The sequence below is a fragment of the Mangrovimonas sp. YM274 genome (genome assembly GCF_030908385.1).
Classification (GTDB): domain Bacteria; phylum Bacteroidota; class Bacteroidia; order Flavobacteriales; family Flavobacteriaceae; genus Mangrovimonas_A.
This window is the reverse complement of sequence record NZ_CP133091.1, coordinates 3,244,748-3,265,155: the sequence shown is the minus strand read 5'-3', so window position 1 is coordinate 3,265,155 and position 20,408 is coordinate 3,244,748. Positions and strand designations below refer to the sequence as shown.

Sequence of the window (20,408 nt, the reverse complement as noted above, 5' to 3'; positions counted from 1 at the left end):
ATTATTTTTTTTATTTGTGAAAACCTTAAATGTAACTTATGGTAGCAACCGATGATTGGGTGACTTATATGTGGATTTTGTTGGCGGGATATGCATTTGTAATCCTGTTTTTTGTAATCCGTGGCGCTAAAAAAGCAAATAGTATAGCTGATTATGCAGTTGGAAATATAGGTTTCTCGCCTTGGGTAGTAGGTTTGTCCTTGGCAGCGTCCATGACTAGTGCTGCCACTTTTATTATTAATCCAGGTTTTATTGCATTATATGGTGTTTCGGGTGTGATTTCATTTGCGGTTGTCATGCCTATTGCCATTTTTGGTTCTTTAATCATGTTTACCAAAGGGTTTGCTAAACATGGTAATGTGGTAAAGGCAACTACGATGGCTCAATGGATTGGACGGCGCTATGAAAGTAAAAACTACGCCTTCTTTTTTGCTGTTACTGCCATGTTACTGATAACATTTATTGTTCTTATTAATGTTGGGGTGACTCAAGTAATTTCGAAATCTTTGAATGTTGAGCCGTTCTATGTGCTTTTGGGGATTACAGTGTTTGTGTTTGGGTATATGATGTTTGGTGGCGCTAATTCTATGGTGTATACCAATACCATTCAAGCAGTCATCATGTTTATTGTGGCTATTATATTAATAGCTTCTGGTCGGGAATATTTTGAAGGGGGCGTAAGTGGAATATTAAACGATCTTTCTAGTATAGATCCTAATTTATCTAAGGCTACTAACAGCCAAAGTTTTTTATTTCGCGATTACTTCGAAATCGTTGTAGTTCAAATTGTGATTGGAATTGCTATTGTGTGTCAGCCCCATATCATTACAAAATCATTACTGTTGAAAGATCAAACCAAAGTGAATTCGTATCTGTTTAGTGCGATTGCTGTCATGGTGGTCTTTTTTATGGTGGTAGTGGTTGGTTTGTATGCGCGCTTAACCTTTCCGGAGTTGACAGTGATGGGAAAAACTTTAAAAATGGACGAGATTATTCCAACTTATGTAGTGACGAAGTTTTCGGTAGGAGTTGGTATGGTAATCGTGGTGGGGTTAATCTCGGCGGGGTTGTCAACCTTAGAGAGTTTGATTCAGTCGCTTTCCATAACGGTGACCTCTGATATATTGGAGCCTATTTTCAAGGGTAGGGTGACTAACAATTCATTTCTGATTAATAAAGTTGTAATATTGATTTTAGCCTGTGTGAGTTTTGTGTTGAGTTGGCAACAGATCAAGTCGCCTGATGTAAGTGTTGCCATATTCGCTCAAAATGGAGTGTACGCCTATTTTGCAGCAGCTTTTGTTCCGGTGCTTTTTGGGATTTTCCTTAAGGATGTGCCATTGAGTGCGGTGTTTACGGCGAGTATTACGGCTATTGTGGTGCATTTTGGAATCTATTACGGCCGCTTGACACCTTACATGCAGGAGCCAGTAAATAATCCTGGAGTCTCCGCTGCAATTGCAATTGTAGTGTCCTTAACGGTGGGGTATATTTTATATATGTTTAACAGAAAACCTGTAGTAGTATGAATGTGTTGGATTGGATTGCAAAATGGGCCGATTATACGCCATATAAAGTGGCTCTGACCTCGTATTCTTCCAATGAAAAGTACACTTATAGGGAGTTGGATATTTATGCGAATAGGTTGGCGCAAAAGCTACACGATGCTGGTTACCGAGAAGGAGATCGTATTGCAGTGTTTGCCGAACATAATATCGCGTATATTGTATTGTTTTCTGCTTGCCAGCGAATGGGGTTAATATTGGTGCCCCTTAATTATAGGATGGCACCAAAAGAATTGGATAAACTTGTTAAGGACTGTAACCCTAAAGTTTTGATTTTTAGCGAGACCTTACAAGCTCAATTTAATGAATTGTCTTTGGAGGGGATAGAAGCGGTTAGTATGAATCGTGTTATTGAGACCTACAAAGAAGAGGCGGCTGTTTATGAACGCGATTATGATATTAAAGAGGATAATCCGTTGTTTATTTTTTATACATCTGGAACAACAGGGTTGCCTAAGGGGGTGATTTATACTAATAAAATGTTGTTCTGGAACAGCTTGAATACGTCCATGCAATTGGGGATTACTTATCGGGATTCTACAATTAATATGCTACCGCCTTATCATACATCCGGTTGGAATGTGTTTATAACGCCTTTGCTCCATAAAGGAGGTCATATTGGGATGATGGAAAAATTTGATGCCCAAAAAGCACTTTGTTTGTTGGAGTTGGAAAAAACCACCTTGTTTATGGCTTTGCCCACGATGCTGTTGATGATGCAAAAAGCGGAGGTTTTCAATCGGGTGAACTTAAAAAAGCTACGGTATATAATTTCTGGGGGCGAAAAGGTGAATGCGGAACTGGTGTCCTTTTGGAAACGTGAAAAGAATATCTATATCCGTCCCGGATATGGTTTGACCGAAGCGGGGCCGAGCATTACCTCGCTTCATCATGACATGGCGCTTTTAAAGCCTAACTCCATTGGGAAATCCAACTTTTATTTGGATTTGAAAATAGTGAATGACAATGATGAGCCTTTGGGTGTTGGTGAAATAGGTGAATTGTGTATTAAGGGGGATATCGTTACCCCGGGTTATTGGAATAATTCGGTGGTCACCAAGAGTAAGATTGTTGATGGTTGGTTGCATACGGGAGATTTGGCTTTAAAGGATGAAGAAGGCTTTCTGTATCTAAAGGGGCGCATTGACGATATGTATATTTCGGGAGGGGAAAATATCTATCCCCAGGAAATAGAATTGTTGTTGGAAAATTATCCGGGAGTTACCAAAGCTTCAGTTTTTAGTGTCAAGTGTGAGCGTTGGGGAGCCTGTGGGATAGCATTCGTTGAAAGTAAGGATAAGGCGGTGACCAGTGAAGTGCTTCGGGAGTACTTAAAAGGAAATATAGCCGATTTTAAGCAGCCTAAATACATCTTTGTTTTGGACGAAATCCCGCTTACCAGTTTAAGCAAGGTGTCTCGTAAAAAGCTTAACAAGTATTTTAATACGTTAAAATTATAGTGATGAAATCGTTCCTTTTTTTGTCTGTTTTTTGTTTATTGTCTATGGTAGGAATTTCTCAAAACAAAGCGCTTGCTATGAAGGAGCTGCTTTCAGAATATGAATATAAAACACATTACGTCACTTTGGATAGTTTGGAAGTGGCTTATGTAAAGGAGGGCAATCATGAACAAACGTTGTTGTTTGTGCATGGGTTGAGCAGTAATGCCGATGCTTGGTCTAAAAACATCCAAGAGCTTAAGGATAAATATACTTGCATTGCTTTGGATTTGCCTGGATTTGGGAAATCTTCCATTGTTGAAACCCAATATACCTCTACGTTTTTTGCGGATGTGGTGCACCAATTTATCCTTGAGTTAAAGCTTAAAAATGTGATTTTGGTGGGGCATTCCATGGGAGGTCAGGCCAGTGTAAAATTAGCGGTAAATCATCCTGAAGCTATTTCAAAATTAGTACTTGTGGCACCGGCGGGAATTGAACGTTTTTCTGAAGCGGAGGCCAACCTTATGAAAGGTGCCATGACCGAAGCGGTGGTAAAAGGAACCACTGATGCCCAAATAGAAAGAAACTATGCGCTCAACTTTTTTCAGCAGCCTAAGGAGGTGGGTAAAATGATAGCCGAAAGAAAACGCATAAGGGAAGCTGTCGATTTTGATGAGCACTGTAAGGCTATTGTAAGTAGTGTTTGGGGAATGTTGGATGACCCTGTTTTTGAAGATTTGCAAAGAATTCAATGTCCCGTGTTGGTTATTTTTGGCAATAATGATAAATTGATTCCAAATGGCTATCTTCATCCTCAATTAACTACGCAAGCTGTGGCGCAATCAGCCAAAGAGGAAATCAAACATGTTGAGGTGAAAATGATAGGTGAGAGTGGGCATTTCGTGCAGTTTGAAAAGCCAATGGAAGTCAATGCTTTTCTCACGCAGTTTGTAGAGACGCCCTAAAGAATGAAAGTTAAACTTAAAAAGTTTACAGAATTTAGTAAAAGTATCTTGCCCAACGAAGCTAAATATTTGGCTTCGTTAAGTCATCAAATTCAGGATGACGAAAAAATGCAAATCCTTACCCGAATTATCGACAATGCTGTTTTGGAAACAGGTTTTGTAGATTTTGATGTCGCTATTGACAAGCGAAAGTATACCTATATAAAAAATTGGGTGGACAAAAAGCTGGAGGCTATAGATGTTGATAAAAACATCGTATGGTTGCTTCGGTTGCGGCAATTGATTCTAACCGATGCCATAAGTTATGAGGATGAAAAAGAATTTTTGCATTTTCTACATCATTACAGGCATATCGATTATTATTTTCAGAATTTATTTGAGCTGGTAAAGGAGTATCAGTCTTACCTCCTGATAAGGATGCGATACCGAGACCATAAAATAGTGGCCGATTTTCTGCAGGTCTATCGACAGCATTATGAAAAGGCTGTTCAAATCCATGAGAAGCTCTATAATGCCACCGAGGAAATCACCAGTCAATACACCTTAAACAATAAAGAAACCAAATATTGGGAGCATTGGTTGTTGGAAGTCTTTCGATCCAATACTGTTGACGGAAAAAATAGATACCAGGCTTTTGTATTGCTCACGTTTATGTATACCAATTACAGCGAAAAGCTAAAACTGCGGGAGTTGTTTGATGAGATTGACGGCTTTTTTAGTCAGGGTGAAATGTATTCCAGACGTTTGCTTTCTAACTATTATGCCAATAGGGTGTTGATGCATTCCAAGGAAAATGAGCTCCAAAAAGCCGAATATTATGGGTTTTTATCCATCCGGCAGTATAATGACGATACGCTCATGTATCTTAATAACTTGGTGGCTATAACCTTGAAGAATAAGAAGGTTGCCTTGGCGTTTTCTCTGTTGGAAGAGTACAAGCCCTTGTTTGATTCAACACATAATAACCATCAAAGGAATACGTATGTGTCATATAAGGTGAGGGTGTTGACTGATTTGCATAAATATCATGAGGCGGAATCGTTGGCGCGGATATTTTTAAAACATAATAAAGCGGAAGTGTTCAACCATAGATGGCATCATTTCTTCACGTCCTATATCAATGTGTTGATCATTCAGGAAAAATATGCTGAGGTGTTAAAATTGACCAAGAAATTCAATTTAAAAGAACGGGAAATTGAACGTAAGCGCAAGAGTAATTATGTGCCTAATATTTCCTGGAGTATTTCCTTGTCTCGATATATGGAGGGGGAGATTAATTCTAGTAAGTTATTGGAAGAAATTAAGGAGCCAATTCAAGGAATTGAAGCTACTGATAACCAAAAATTGTTGATGACTCAAGTCATCGATAAGCTGTCAAATAACCTCCCTGAAGCTTTTTTATATCTAAAGTCGCATATGCAGTTGTAGTTTTTAAACACCTGTAAAACAAGTGTTTGATTTGTTTTCGTGTGTTTTATTTTTTAAAAGTCGCATTACTATGGGTAAAATCCAGATAGGTCATTAAATTATTTTCATGATAGATTGCGGTAATCTAATTAACTATTTATGAAAACAATGAAGAAATTTTTTGCGCTTATCACTTTGTTACTTTCATTTTATGCCTCTGCTCAGGATTCTGGAAGCATAAAAGGATTGACGCTCGATGAGAATAATGTACCGGTTTCCGGGGCAACGGTTCATATTGAAAGTTTAAACAAAGGAGTGGTTTCTGGTTTTGATGGAGCATATGTTATAGACAATGTTCCAGCGGGCACTTACAATGTCGTGTTCTCTTATTTGGGATACGAAACAATTACTAAATCAGTCTCAGTAGGTGCTGGGGAAACCGTTCAGGTTGATGTGGTTTTGGTGGAATCTACCAGCATGCTTTCTCAAGTGGTGGTGACGGCTAATAAAAAACCACAAAAAATGACAGACGTACCGGCAACGGTTAACGTGATAACTTCTAAAGATATTAAGGAGCATGTAGGGTTTAATGTTGGGGAATTGGCAGCTCGCGAAAAGGGTGTTGATTTTGTAAGAACGGGTGTTTTGGGAACAGGAATCAACATTAGAGGGTTTAACTCTGCTTTTAATTCTAAAAACCTTCAGGTAACCGATGATAGATTATCTACTTTGATTGCGACTGGTTTGCCGTTGGGGACTTTTGCTACGGTAACTACAGACGATATTGAGCAAGTGGAAATTTTATTGGGTCCAAACGGAACGCTTTATGGGCCTAATGCCCACAATGGCTTGATAAGTACAAGAACCAAAAATCCATTTACTTCTGAAGGGACAACTGTAGCTTTGGGAGGAGGGAATCAAAATGTATTCACGGCACGTGCGCGCCATGCACAGGTGGTTAGTGATAAGTTTGCCTTCAAACTCCATTTTGAAAGATCGCAAGGAGAGGATTTTGAATATGTGGATAGTGTATATGTGGGGACGACGGCTTATAAAGAGTTGGAATTGGATAGGGATTTCGATACTCAAAAATATGGAGCTGGTTTGTATTTTAGACCTACGTCTAGTTCAGAGCTTATAGGGTATTATGGTCACAGTAACAATAATAATTTGGCGGTTACCAATGCGGGTAGAAATCAAATTAAGGATTGGAGTATAGATGTGGCACAGTTGAAATATGTTTCTAAACATTTCTTCGCCAATGTAAACTATACTTGGAGTAATACGGACGATACCTATGCTATTAACCAAAGAACGCAAAACTATGTGTCTTTTATTAATAATGGGTTTTCTGAAGAGGAAGCTCTGGAAAGGTCGTTTACAGAACAATGGTTTCCCACAGGACCAGATACAGGGATTGCATTGCCGAGAGGCGCTGTGTTTAAAGATGCTTCCCAGCGTTTCAATTCTGAATTGCAGTACAACAATAGTTGGGGAAATTTTGATTTGACAGTTGGCGGACAATATCAATTGGATATGGCCGATTCCAAAGGAACCTACCTTTTGGATGAAGGTGGAATCGATATTGGGCAGACAGGTTTTTATGCACAAACGGAGTACAGTTTGCCTGATTCTGGATGGGGCTTTTTATTGGGGGCTCGATTGGATAATCATGACTTGTACGGTTCTAATTTTATTCCTAAAGCTGCAATTACCAAAGCGCTTGGAGAAGGGCAGTTTAGGGTGACATATGGAAAGGGAATCGCTGTGCCGTCTATTTTAAACTTGAAAGGAAATCTTTTTGGAGGTTTGGTGTTGGGTAATGGAGAAGGATTTACCTTGTCTGATGGTAGTACAGTATCTGCATTGGAGGTGGAGTCTATCAATACCTATGAGATTGGATATAAAGGCAAAATTGCCAATAAATTATTTATTGATGCTAACGCTTATTACAACCAATCAGAAAACTTCATTAGTCCGCTTAGAACGATTACGGATGCGGCCAATGGTGTAACAGTTACTCATGTTGGAGATAAGCCTATTGATGAGGTGGTGCCAGGATCTAACGGTGCTGTAATCTTAACCTATCAAAACTTTGGTAAGGTGGATACGTATGGTTTTGATGTTGGTTTGAACTACTATTTTTCCGATGCCTTTAGAGCAACTCTTAATTATTCCTACTTCGGAAGGGATTTAGATAAAAATGATCCTGCCAACGATGGAAACTTGGACGGACAAGTGTTGGAATCTGAATTGCCTGTAAATACGCCAGCAAACAAATTGGCTCTAGGATTGCATTATTCTAAAAACAAATTCTATGGATCCATTTTTGGAAGATGGGTGCAGGATTACGATTTCTTCTCTGGAATCTATACGGCGGCTGAAACTCAAGATTTGAATGGTGATGGTGTTGATGATGTTATTGAAAATGCTAGAAATGGAAGATCTTGGAATTATGGGCCTCTTGGAGGATTTACAGTTGATGCCAATGTAGGGTATTATATCACAGACGAGCTTTCTGTTGGGGCAAGTGTTACCAATTTGTTCAATGCTGAGGTTCGCGAATTTGTGGCCTCACCTGTAATCGAGACCCTATTCTCGGTAGAATTGAAATATCAAGTGAATTTCTTTAAGAAAAAGTCGGCAACCAACTAATCTACAGCAAATGCCTTTTTTGAGAGTAAATAATATCGACCTAAGCTATGAGGTGGCAGGGGAAGGAAGTGTGCTTTTGTTGCTTCATGGGCTAGGGTCAACAAAACAAGACTGGGATGCTCAAGTCCCAGTCTTTTCAAAGGAATTTAAAGTCGTTACTGTGGATTTGAGGGGACATGGAGAGTCTTCAAAACCAAAAGAAGACTACGGGGTTGATTTCATGACAGAAGATATTAGGCAGTTGTTGGTGCAGCTAAATATTGGGAAAGTCACTATCGTTGGATTTTCCATGGGTGGTGCGGTTGCGTTTCAGTTTGCGAGCCAATATCCTGAAATGGTGGATAAATTGGTGATTGTAAATAGCGGTCCAGATTTTAATGCTATGGGTGAGATAGGTGACCAGATGGTTGCTGAGCGAACCCAATCCTTAAATGAATTTGGGATTGGTCCTTTATCAGAACAAATTGCTTTCAATATGTTTCCTGAAGAAGCTCAGGAAGGTATGCGAGAGGCTTTTGAAAAGCGTTGCAAGCAAAATGATTTGAATGCTTATTACCAATCGTTTGTTACTTTGATGAAATGGGGGTTGGGAGATGATATTCAAAACATTAAAGCTAAAACTTTGGTGGTAGCTTCAGATATGGATTATACCTCGGTTGATTTTAAAAAAGCTTATGTCAATGTCTTGCCGGATGCCAAATTGGTTGTAATTGAAAATTCAAGGCATGGGGTTGTGATGGATCAGGCGGAGGCTTTTAATTATGAACTTTATAAATTTTTAAAAAATGGATAAGGTAGCCTTAATAACGGGTAGTACAAGTGGTATTGGGCTTGGAATTGCAAGGCAATTTGCAGCCAATGGATATCATATCATGTTTCATGGTTTAGAGGCTAATGGTGCGGAGATAGCTAAAGAGATTTCTGAGGACTATAATGTGAAAACGTCTTTTTCTAATGCTAACCTATTGGATGCGGAGGAGGTGAAACAGCTGGTTCGGGATGCTGTGGCGTATTTTGGGACTATCCATGTATTGGTCAATAATGCTGGGATTCAATTTGTGTCACCAATAGAAGAATTTCCTGATCAAAAATATTTGAATATTATAACTATTAATCTTAATGCAGCTTTTTTTGCCAGCAAGGAAGCTTGGGGGTATATGAAGGCGCAGAAATTTGGAAGAATCATTAATGTGTCTTCTGTGCATGGTCTTCGGGCATCTGAATTTAAAGTGGCATATGTGGCTTCAAAGCATGGCGTGATTGGGATGACCAAAGTACTGGCATTGGAAGGTGCTGGATGTAATATTACGGTAAATGCTATCTGTCCTGGCTACGTAAAAACACCTTTGGTGGAGGGGCAAATTCAAGATCAAGCCAAAGCTCATAAAATGACACCGGAAGAGGTGGTGGCCAAAGTAATGCTGAAAAAGCAGGCGGTAAAGGAATTTGTTCCTGTGGAGGCTATTGCTGATATGGCCTTGCTTTTGGCAAAAGAATCTTCAAAAACAATAACAGGCTCCGCCTTTACTTTAGATGGAGGCTGGACCGCACAATAAATAATTTTGTTTGAGTTTAATTTGAGAATTAGGGCCTGAATGTTAGTTCAGGCTCTTTTTTTGTTAAATGCTCTAAAATTCAAAATTGAAGCCTTTTTCAGTGAGTTTTTTGTAGATGGCATAATCAAAACGGTATAGTTTAGCGGCTCTATGCGATACGTCTTGTTGTTTTTCATCTAGAGCTTCCAGTAATTTCATTCGTAGAATTTTTCGTCTGAAATTGGATTTGTCCATCTCCACCCCTAGAATCTGCTCGTACAATTGCATGAGTTGCAACAATGTGAATTTTTCAGGTAAAAGATTGAATCCTATAGGAGCTTGCTTCACTCTGTTTCTTAGTTGTTTTAAACTGAAATTGATGATCTTGTTATGATCGTAAATGAGTTCGGGGATATTGGCTACATCATACCATTTGGCGTCTGAAGCTGTAAAACCAGCGGTAATATTGTAGTCTTCAATCTTGATTAGTGCGTAATAGCCTATGGTGATAACTCTGCCCAGTGGGAAACGGTCGGGGTCACCAAAGGCCTTTAATTGCTCCAGGAAGATATTGTCAAGGGCGGTAAGTTCCCTAAGTAGCCTATGGGCGGCATTATCGATGCTCTCTTCTTCTTTGATCCATCCTCCAGGAAGGGCCCATTTACCTTTGCTAATACCTTCAGCGTGCTCTACTAATAATACTTTAAGGCTTCCTTTGTCGAAACCAAAAATAACGCAATCGATTGTAATGGCATTCATTACAGACCTTTCGATTACTTTTCCAGACTCTTCGTCAATAAATTTTTTAACCATCAGTGCGATAGAGTAAACGTTCTAAATGTAATATAAATGGCTTGGATAGCTAAAAGTCCAAGAGACCATCAAATGGCAAAATAAGATATTTTGAATTAATCAAGAAGAAAGGCTGTCAAGAAAAACTGTAGGATTCCTTATTGATTTGAATTCAAAGATATTACGAAATGCTCATTTATTTAAATTTTTTTTAAGAAAATTGAAAATTAAGCATTAAATTTTTGTTAAATCCAACAATCTTCAGTATACTTGTAGTCATATTAACCATAAGAATCAGTTGAGAGGCATGGTTTTTAAAATGAAGGGGTTAGCATGCGCTTGGGGAGAAAACTAATGGTCTTTTCAACTATTTGAAACTAAAATATATCTATCCATGTACTTTTTAGGAATAGATTTAGGTAGTTCTTCAATTAAAATGTCCGTATTCGATGGGGATAAGGGAGCGGTGTTGAAGACAATTTCTGTGCCTGACTTCGAAACCGATATCGTTGCGCCGCGATTAGGTTGGGCAGAACAAGATCCCAATCTTTGGTGGGAGTATATCAAAGGCGGCATTTCGCAATTTAAAAACAAATATTCTATAGATGTTAAGCAAATCGGTGCGGTGGGGATTGCCTATCAAATGCACGGGTTGGTGCTTACGGATGAGAAATTGAATCCGGTAAGACCGTCCATTATTTGGTGTGATGGAAGAGCTGCTGAGATAGGTCGTCAATATTATGAGTCTATTGGTGTGGAGGTTTGTCAGGAACAGATTTTGGGTTCTCCGGGCAATTTTACGGCTTCCAAGCTTAAATGGGTTCAGGAGCATGAGCCGGAAGTGTTTGCGAAGGCATCCTATATGATGCTTCCTGGAGATTTTATTGCCGCCAAATTTACAGGCGTGCCTCAAATAAGTACTTCAGGACTGTCTGAGGGGGCTCTGTGGAACTTTAAGGAAAATAGATTGGCGACTGAGATTTTGGATGGTATGGGCTTGCCTGTAAGTAAAATTCCGGAAATAGTGCCAACATTTGGCGATCATGCAACGATTGATGCTGGTGTGGCTGCCGATTTGGGATTGAATCCTAAAGTGAAAATTACTTATCGCGCAGGAGACCAGCCAAATAATGCCATGTCCTTGAATGTGTTGAATCCTGGTGAAATTGCGACTACTGCAGGGACTTCTGCCGTAGTGTATGCTGTATCAGATAAAAATCATATTGACCAACAAAATAGAGTCAATACGTTTCTTCATGTCAATAATACGGAGCGTCAAAAACGCAATGGCGTCCTGTTGTGTATTAATGGTTCAGGGATTTTATATCAGTGGTTGAGGAAAATGATGTCCTTGGGAAGTGATGAATTAGTTTCTTATGAACTTTTGAATAGTGCTGCGGCCAAAGCAGAAGTGGGGAGTAAGGGATTGAGGTTTTATCCTTTTGGCAATGGGGTTGAGCGCATTTTTGACAACAAGGAGGTGAACTCCGGAATTGAAAACTTGAACTTTAATATTCATAGTTCAAATTATTTGGTGAGAGCAGCCTGCGAGGGAATTGTATTTGCTATGAATTATGGTTTTGATGTCATGAAATCCATAGGGGTTTCTGGAAATATAGTAAGGGCTTCCAAAGGTAATTTATTCTTAAGTCCTGTTTTTAGAGAAATTTTTGTGAACACCACCAAAACTTCATTAGAGCTTTATAACAATTCAGGGTCGGAAGGAGCTGCAAGAGGTGCGGCCTATGGCTTTGGTTTTTATAATTCTTTAGAAGAAGCGTTTGGTAATCTTGAGTGTATTGAGCGGTTGGAACCTAATAAGGAGCTTACGGCGCAGTACCAAGACGTATATTTTAACTGGAAAGAACAAATTAAACTTCAAGAAATTTAATTATGAGTACAAATAGCCAACAGGCTTACTTTAAAGGAATCGATACTATTAAGTATGAAGGAAGAGAGAGCGATAATCCGCTAGCTTTTAAATGGTATGATGCAAACAGAATTGTAGCAGGGAAGCCACTTAAGGACCATTTGCGTTTTGCTATGGCATATTGGCATACACTATGTGATAAAGGAGGGGATCCTTTTGGTAAGGAAACAACAGTTTTTGCTTGGGATAAAAGCGAAGATGCTGTACAACGAGCAAAAGATAAGATGGATGCCGGTTTTGAGTTTATGTCAAAAATGGGAATTCCATTTTACTGTTTTCATGATGTGGATTTGGTAGATGAAGCACCAACCTTGGCTGAATTTGAAAAAAGAGTTCAAGCTATGGTGGAGTATGCTAAGCAAAAACAAAAAGACACCGGAATTGAATTGCTTTGGGGAACCTCAAACTTGTTTGGAAATCCAAGGTATATGAATGGAGCGTCTACGAACCCTAACTTTGATGTAGTAGCCTATGCGGGAGCTCAGGTTAAAATAGCTATGGATGCTACTATTGCTCTAGATGGACAAAACTATGTGTTCTGGGGAGGCCGTGAAGGATATATGAGCTTGCTAAATACCGATATGAAGCGTGAGCAAGAGCATATGGCGCGTTTTTTAACCATGTGTAGAGACTATGGGCGCAGTCAAGGTTTTAAAGGTAACTTCTTAATCGAACCGAAACCAATGGAGCCATCAAAACATCAGTATGATTATGATGCAGCTACTTGTGTTGGCTTTATGAGACAATACGGTCTTGATAAAGATTTTAAATTAAATATAGAGGTGAACCATGCAACATTGGCGGGACACACCTTCGAGCACGAATTACAGGTAGCTGTAGATGCCGGGTTGCTTGGAAGTGTTGATGCTAACCGTGGAGATTATCAAAACGGTTGGGATACAGATCAATTCCCAATTGATATATATGAGACTACCCAAGCCATGCTTGTGATCCTTGAAGGAGGCGGTATTCAAGGCGGGGGTATAAACTTTGATGCCAAAGTAAGAAGAAATTCAACAGACCTTGAAGATAGATTTATAGCTCATATCTCGGGTATGGATGTATTTGCAAGAGGTTTGATATGTGCAGAGCATGTTTTAAAGAATACTAATTATAAAAAGTTAAGAACAGAACGTTACCAATCATTTGACTCAGGTAATGGCGCTAAGTTTGAAAATGGTGAATTGACCTTGGAAGAGCTAAGCAAAATTGGGAGAGCAAATGGGGAACCACAGCAAATAAGCGGAAAGCAAGAATTGTTTGAACAAATCATTGCAAACGCTTACTAATTAACATTCAAATTAATCAATTAAACTAATGTTTTTCATTATGAGAAGTAAATTTTATGACTCTTCTGGAGTGTGGGCCATTTTGGTGGCAATTTTACTTTGTGCATTCAGTACACAACCAATGTTTGCGCAAAGTGAAATCACTGTGTCCGGAACAGTATCAGATGTCGCCGATGGAATGCCAATTCCCGGAGCCTCTATTATTGTAAAGGGTAACGAGACAAAAGGAACCTCCACAGATTTCGACGGAAATTACTCGCTTAAGGTGTCGCCAAATGCGGTATTGATAGTGAGTTATGTTGGATACAAAACCCAGGAGGTAAGTGTTCAAAACAGAACCGCAATTAACATTCAATTGGAAACTAATGTTGAAGAATTGAGTGAAGTAGTAGTGGTGGGGTACGGTGTTCAAAAGAAAGAATTGACCACAGGTGCCAACCTTCAAGTTGATGGGGAAGCCCTTCAAAAGCAAAGTACGACCAACGCACTTCAAGCTATGCAAGGACAAGCGGCAGGGGTGCAGATTACCTCTACATCTGGACAGCCGGGGGAATCCTTGAATGTGGTTATCCGTGGTCTAGGATCTGCTGGTAGCAATTCGCCTTTATATATTGTAGATGGTGTGCAAACCGGAGATATTTCGTATCTTAACAATGCTGATATTGAGAGCATTTCTATCTTGAAAGATGCGGCTTCAGCAGCTATCTATGGGTCTCAAGCTGCAAACGGGGTAGTATTGGTAACCACTAAAAAAGGTAAGGTTGGTAAAGCACAAATTACTTTCGACCAATTTTATGGTGTACAGACCCTAGCCAAAAAGATAGACATGTTAAATGCTACGGAGTATATGACTATGATTAATGAAGCTAGAATTAATTCTGGAATGGCAAGACAGTTTTCTGACGTTGATATTGCGAATGCGGGGAACGGGACTGATTGGATGGACGAAATGTTTGAGACTGCGCCAACCGAAAACTATACCTTAGGTGTTTCGGGAGGATCTGAAATGTCTACCTATTCATCGTCTTTGTCTTATTTGAACCAAGCTGGTATCGTTGGTGGTGCAGATTACTCGTACTACGAGCGTTACAATTTTAGATTTAATTCTGAGCACAAATTGTACGGTGATAGGGTGAAGTTTGGAGAAAACTTCAGCTACGCTTGGATCAATAACAATGGTATTGGGGTAGGAAACCAATATAATAATGCTTTAAGAGGTGCTTTCCAAACCAACCCATTGTTCCCAATGTATGATGCCAATGGAGAATTTTTTAATTCAACTGGGTATAGTGAGCCTTGGTTGCAAGGGGTGTCCAATCCATATGCACAAATGGTATATTCCAATCAAAATGAAAATGATACTCAAAAGTTAGTGGGTAATGTGTATTTTGATTTTGAATTAGCTAAAAACTTAAATTTTAGAACCAATTTGGGTATCGATTACTACGCTAGTCAAGGACATAGCTTTTCTCCAATTTATGAATTGTCTATATATGCCTTTAGTAATTTAAGAAGTGTGAGCCAAAACATGAGCAAAGGTAAAAGCATGATATGGACTAATTTGTTGACTTATGATTTTGATTTGGGAGAGAACCACCATTTCGAGACCATGTTGGGATCAGAAGCCTTCAAATATGATGGTCATTTTATGTCAGGGTCGAATGTGGATTTATTATATGACGATTTAAATCATGCATGGTTGAGCAATGCCACCAATGCCGATGGAACACAGATTTCTCTATCTGGAGGGCCGGCAGCCATTGCGAAGAGAATGTCTTATTTTGGACGTTTGAATTATAACTATAAAGGGAAGTATTTGTTGAATGCTACCTTTAGAGCCGATGGATCTTCACAATTCGCAGACGGAAACCGTTGGGGTTATTTTCCTTCTGTATCAGCAGGTTGGGTAATCTCCAAAGAAGACTTTATGGCGGATGGCGATTCTTTCATGAATTATTTCAAGCTTAGAGGAAGTTGGGGGCAAGTTGGTAATCAAAATGTAGGGAATTTCCAGTTCTTAGGATTGGTTAGAACAAACAACACCAACTATAGTTTGGGTGACGAAGAAGGTGTGTTAACGCCAGGAGCATATCCATATAGGTTGCCTAATGAAAATCTGCAGTGGGAAACCGCTGAAGAGTTGGATTTTGGGTTTGATGCCAGATTCTTTGATTCTAAGTTAACGCTTGCTTTTGATTGGTACCGCAAAGAACAAAAGGATTGGTTGGTATTAGCGCCAATTCCAGCAACTACTGGGGCAGATGCACCTTATATAAACGGAGGTAGTGTTGTAAACACAGGGGTTGAAGCTGTGATAGGTTACAATAATCATGTGAATGAAGATTTTAGCTATAACATCAGTTTCAATGGCGCTTATAATAAAAATGAAGTTGGGGAAATTCCAACGGAAGATGGTATTATACACGGTTTGAACAATCAGTTATGGGACAACTCTCAAGAATTTTACAGAGCCGAAGATGGACATCCTCTTGGATATTTTTGGGGGTATGAAACGGCTGGCGTATTCCAAACCGAAGCTGAGATCAATGACTATGTAAATGCTGATGGAAATCTATTGTTGCCAGATGCACAGCCAGGAGATTTAATTTATGTAGATACCAATGGAGACGGAGTGGTTAATGGTGATGACAGAACTGAAATAGGAGATCCAAATCCAGATTTTACCTATGGATTCTCTTTAGGGTTTAACTATAAAGCCTTCGATTTCTCAATGCAGGCCAATGGAGTTGCAGGGAACCAAATTGTACAGTCTTATAGAAATACAGCAGCCAACCAAAACTGGACAGGAGCTATCTTGGATCGTTGGCATGGGCCAGGGTCTTCAAATTCCTTGCCTAGACTAACCGTAGATAACAGAAACTACAACCAGTTCTCTGATATTTTTGTTCACGATGGCGATTTCTTAAGAATTAGCACTATGACTTTAGGGTATGATATCGCAAGAGGTGCCAAAAAGAAAAATTTCTTTGCAGAACAATTCCGTTTATACTTCTCTGTATTGAACCTTTATACGTTTACAAACTATGATGGTATGGATCCAGAGGTAGGATTTGGAATTTCTGATAGCAATTACAACTTCTCATCAGGAGTAGACGTAGGGTATTATCCTAGACCTAGAACTTATATGCTAGGGTTAAACGTTAAATTTTAAAAATTGAATCATGAAAAGAATTAATAAATATATTGTTGCTTTAGGAATGCTGACCATGGTAGGTTGTTCCGATGACTTTCTGGACACGGCACCCATAACAGACACTACCGACGAGAGTTTTTACCAAATTCCGGAGCATGCCTATTCAGCTTTGATAGGATGTTATGACGGTTTACAAGTGGTTACTGGAGCTTCGGGAAGAACATTCTATACAGCATCTGAAGTTATGTCCGATGATTGCTTTAGTGGTTTGGGGTATTCAGATAATCCAGACTATCAAGCAATCGATGAATTTGATATGAGTGTGGCACCTGCCTATCAGGACTTGTACAACGACACTTGGATTAAGTATTACCAGGCCCTATATCGTTGTAATGTTTTGTTGCAAAGAATCGATCAAATAGATTGGACTGGACAAGAGGAACTAAGAAATCGTTACGTGGGTGAAACCCGTTTCATTAGAGCTTATCTGTATTTTGATATGGTGCGTCTTTGGGGAAATATCCCGTTGTTGACAGAGCCATCAACCGAAAACATTCCACAGGCCAATCCTGCCGATGTTTACACGGTTATTGCAGAAGATTTATTGTATGCAGCTGAAAACATTCCTAATGAAGCATACAATGCCGTTCCAAATGGACGTGCAACACGTTGGGCAGCTAAGGCTATGTTAGGTCGTGTATATTTATATTATACTGGTTATTACGGCGAATCTGATTTAGTTGGTTTGGTGTCACAAGCAGATGCTTTAGCTCATATGGAAGATGTAATTGCGCTTAGTGGACATGGTTTGGTATCTGATTTTGCCAACTTATGGCCAGCAGCTTCTACGACTGAAGATGAAACAACTTATGCTGGAGAAGCCAATGAAGAAGTTGTATTCTCTGTTAAGTACACGTACACTAGTGATTATAACGGAAATACAGACGGTAACCATTGGATGGTATTGTTTGGTATGCGTGAATTTATGAGCTTCCCTTATGGTAACGGATGGGGAATTACAGCTACCGAAAAATTATACGACCTTTATAATGATGGCGATAGCAGACGTTTTGCAACGGTGATAGCCATCGATGAGGAAGAAATTCCATTCGACAACTTTGAAGGGCAAAGAGAATATACTGGTTACTATAACAAAAAGTATACGCCAATGTCTGCCTACGATGAGGCGGGTAACCTGGTAAGTACTACCCAAATAGTAGCTACTGGAGATTTTCAGATTGAGCAATATCAAGATTATTTTGCTATCAGATATTCAGATGTGTTGTTAATGGCAGCTGAACTTGGTAGTGGTAGTGCGCAAAGTTATTTCGATCAAGTTAGACAGCGTGCTTATGGAAACAGTTTTACACCGTTAACACTTACACCACAAAACCTTTTGAACGAAAGACATAAGGAGTTTGCTTTGGAAGGGATTAGATATTGGGATGTTATGCGTCAAGGTGTAGGTGCTGCAGCTGCGGAGCTTGAAGAAAGTACTACAGTTTTAACCGGTAATATTGAGGAAACTAAAACTATTTCTGGTGCTAACTTCCAAGCTACGCAGGGATTGTCTCAAATTCCTAATACACAAATTACATTATCGGGTGGTGTGTTACAACAAAACACTGGTTGGTAATTAACTAATTAATAGAAAATTATGAAAAGTACTATTAAAATTTTTATGTTAATTGGGATCTTAATGACCTTCTTCACTTGTAGTAATGACGACAATGAGTTGGGAAGAATATTAGATCCTTCGGAACTTGACTTCACGGTAGTCCAGGACTACTCTATAGATGAAGGTGGTAATACGGTTATTTTAATAAACAATACGCCGGAAACTGTTCCCGTTTGGGATTACGGTACAGGAGTTTCCAACAGAGCAATTGATACTATTCGTTATGCTTTTGCAGGTGACTATACCATTAAGTTTTCTGCCGTAACGGATGGTGGCGTTGTAGATGCGGAACCTATTCCTATTACAGTTACAGAAGATAACCTTAACTATGTGAACGACCCTCTATGGACATTGCTTTCAGGAGGTGTTGGAAACTCCAAAACGTGGTTGTTGGATGTAGATGCTGACGGTGTGTCTAAATATTTTGGAGGCCCAATGTTTTTCTACGGAACCGATAATGGTTGGTTAGAAGGCGGCGAAGACGGTTGTTATGGAGATGACTGTTGGAATTGGTCACCAGATTTAAACAGTATTTTAGGTTGGGGGTTCTCAGGACCTGCAGATTTTGGTGAGATGACATTCAGTTTAGAAGGAGGTCCTTACATGACTGTTAACCACCTTACATTACCTCAGTACGGTGAGCAATCGGGAACCTATTTCTTGGATAAAGATAACTACACATTAACAACTTCAAATGCTACTATACTACACGATTCAGCTTATGAAGATTGTGTTAGTAACTGGAACTCATTGGTGATTCTTTCCTTAACGGAAGATGCTATGCAATTGGGGGTTATTAGAGATTGTGATCCTGCTATGCTTTCTTTTAACTTTATTTCTCAGGAATATAGCGATAACTGGGTGCCAGAAGAAACTGGTCCAGAAGAGCCAACCTTACCAGGAGGATGGGAAGATATCATCTCTGAAATTACTACTACTGCAATTGAGTGGAAGTTATCAGAAAGTAATCCATTGGATTGGGCAACTCTAGGTGGTAACATGATGAACGGATGGCAAGCTCCTGAAGATTATCCAGATTGGTTAGGTACTCCGGATCCTGCTGTTTATGGAGATTTCTCCATGACTTTAAATTCTGTAGATAATACCGTAGCATTTGTGTCTCCTGATGGAACTACAACAGATGGTACGTATGCAATCAACAATTCCGGAATTTACTCATTCTCTGTTCCTGTGCCTTCATTCCAATTGATTAACTGGGCTTATTTTGGTGCCGATGCCAATAATGAACTCCGCATTTTACGTATTGATACAGATCCTAGTGGTAATGTATCCGATATGTGGTTAGGTGCACTGGATGATGTGAACAACCCAACCCAATACACGGCGTTCCATTTAGTGCCAAATGTTGGTGGCTCTGGTGGCGGAGGAGAGGTTGAAGGAGACGAAATTCCTGTGGACAACTCCAAAATAGTTTTTGGTGATTTAGAAACCAGCGGAAAATTCCGTATTGAAATCTATAATCAATATGGTAGTACATCTGCTGATTCGCCAATCGATCAGACTTTAATACCTGGAAACAACACCATGGAAGTAACATTTACTTTAAGTGGAGTAGATGGTAACTTGGTTGAAGGCGCTTCAGGAAGCTATAATGCAGCCATCCTTTATTTTGATACTGCTTGGGCTAGTGGAAATACTCCTTCAGTAACTGTAACGGGCGATGGAACCTACACGGTTTCTATTAATTCGTTGCCAGCAGGGGACTGTGGAGTGTTTACCATTGATATTCCAGGGTTAGGGGACTCAGCGAATTCCTACGATACAGGCGAGGTTGATGGCGATAATAATCCAATCTTTGCGAATGGTGAAGTTGTGGATGTAAGTGCGGTTACTGCAACCGTTGAAAGTATTGTAGTTTATTAAACTTTAGTATCGGTTTGTGCCGATAAAAACTTGAAAACCATGACAATTACAATTGTCATATTAAATTAAAATTATGGTAAGAAGCGGTAGGTTTTACTGCTTCTTACCTATT

Annotated in this window: 13 protein-coding genes; 12 read left to right on the top strand and 1 reads right to left on the bottom strand. The window is 39.4% G+C overall.

Features of this window, described 5'->3' with window-relative positions:
- Window positions 1–38: 38 nt before the first annotated feature.
- The 7 genes from RBH95_RS14305 to RBH95_RS14275 all read left to right on the top strand — a co-directional run bounded on the left by RBH95_RS14305 (window position 39) and on the right by RBH95_RS14275 (window position 9,590).
- Window positions 39–1,529, top strand: a complete 1,491-nt coding sequence (locus RBH95_RS14305) for a sodium:solute symporter (protein ID WP_307900249.1) — start codon at window positions 39–41, stop codon at window positions 1,527–1,529.
- Window positions 1,526–3,025, top strand: a complete 1,500-nt coding sequence (locus RBH95_RS14300; protein ID WP_307900248.1) for a class I adenylate-forming enzyme family protein — start codon at window positions 1,526–1,528, stop codon at window positions 3,023–3,025. Before RBH95_RS14305 ends, RBH95_RS14300 begins: the two co-directional genes overlap by 4 nt.
- A 2-nt stretch (window positions 3,026–3,027) precedes the next feature.
- The gene (locus RBH95_RS14295) at window positions 3,028–3,972 is read left to right on the top strand and encodes an alpha/beta fold hydrolase (RefSeq protein WP_307900247.1); all 945 of its coding nucleotides are present in this window, start codon (window positions 3,028–3,030) and stop codon (window positions 3,970–3,972) included.
- 3 nt (window positions 3,973–3,975) lie between these two features.
- Window positions 3,976–5,400 carry a hypothetical protein gene (locus tag RBH95_RS14290; protein ID WP_307900246.1) on the top strand — a complete coding sequence of 475 codons (1,425 nt, stop codon included), beginning with the start codon at window positions 3,976–3,978 and terminating at the stop codon, window positions 5,398–5,400.
- Between the two features lie 147 nt (window positions 5,401–5,547).
- Complete coding sequence (locus RBH95_RS14285) at window positions 5,548–8,034, top strand: TonB-dependent receptor (protein WP_307900245.1); 2,487 nt, start codon at window positions 5,548–5,550, stop codon at window positions 8,032–8,034.
- 10 nt (window positions 8,035–8,044) lie between these two features.
- Complete coding sequence (locus RBH95_RS14280) at window positions 8,045–8,827, top strand: alpha/beta fold hydrolase (RefSeq protein WP_307900244.1); 783 nt, start codon at window positions 8,045–8,047, stop codon at window positions 8,825–8,827.
- Complete coding sequence (locus RBH95_RS14275) at window positions 8,820–9,590, top strand: 3-hydroxybutyrate dehydrogenase (RefSeq protein ID WP_307900243.1); 771 nt, start codon at window positions 8,820–8,822, stop codon at window positions 9,588–9,590. The genes RBH95_RS14280 and RBH95_RS14275 overlap by 8 nt, the downstream gene beginning before the upstream one ends.
- A 72-nt stretch (window positions 9,591–9,662) precedes the next feature.
- Here the strand turns inward: RBH95_RS14275 and RBH95_RS14270 are convergent, their stop codons facing one another.
- Window positions 9,663–10,382, bottom strand: a complete 720-nt coding sequence (locus RBH95_RS14270; RefSeq protein ID WP_307900242.1) for an NUDIX domain-containing protein — start codon at window positions 10,380–10,382, stop codon at window positions 9,663–9,665.
- Between the two features lie 373 nt (window positions 10,383–10,755).
- Here RBH95_RS14270 and RBH95_RS14265 point away from each other — a divergent pair, with 373 nt between their 5' ends.
- Genes RBH95_RS14265 through RBH95_RS14245 form a run of 5 tightly spaced genes read left to right on the top strand, consistent with a single transcriptional unit; the run spans window position 10,756 to window position 20,296 of the window.
- Window positions 10,756–12,252 carry an FGGY-family carbohydrate kinase gene (locus tag RBH95_RS14265; protein ID WP_307900241.1) on the top strand — a complete coding sequence of 499 codons (1,497 nt, stop codon included), beginning with the start codon at window positions 10,756–10,758 and terminating at the stop codon, window positions 12,250–12,252.
- Between the two features lie 2 nt (window positions 12,253–12,254).
- Entirely contained in the window at window positions 12,255–13,580 is a 1,326-nt protein-coding gene (xylA, locus tag RBH95_RS14260) for a xylose isomerase (RefSeq protein ID WP_307900240.1), read from the top strand.
- Window positions 13,581–13,620: 40 nt separating this feature from the next.
- Window positions 13,621–16,752: a TonB-dependent receptor gene (locus tag RBH95_RS14255; protein ID WP_307900239.1), complete on the top strand. Its 3,132-nt coding sequence runs from the start codon at window positions 13,621–13,623 to the stop codon at window positions 16,750–16,752.
- Window positions 16,753–16,762: 10 nt separating this feature from the next.
- Complete coding sequence (locus tag RBH95_RS14250) at window positions 16,763–18,370, top strand: RagB/SusD family nutrient uptake outer membrane protein (protein ID WP_307900238.1); 1,608 nt, start codon at window positions 16,763–16,765, stop codon at window positions 18,368–18,370.
- A gap of 21 nt (window positions 18,371–18,391) precedes the next feature.
- Window positions 18,392–20,296, top strand: a complete 1,905-nt coding sequence (locus tag RBH95_RS14245; protein WP_307900237.1) for a hypothetical protein — start codon at window positions 18,392–18,394, stop codon at window positions 20,294–20,296.
- Window positions 20,297–20,408: the final 112 nt, after the last annotated feature.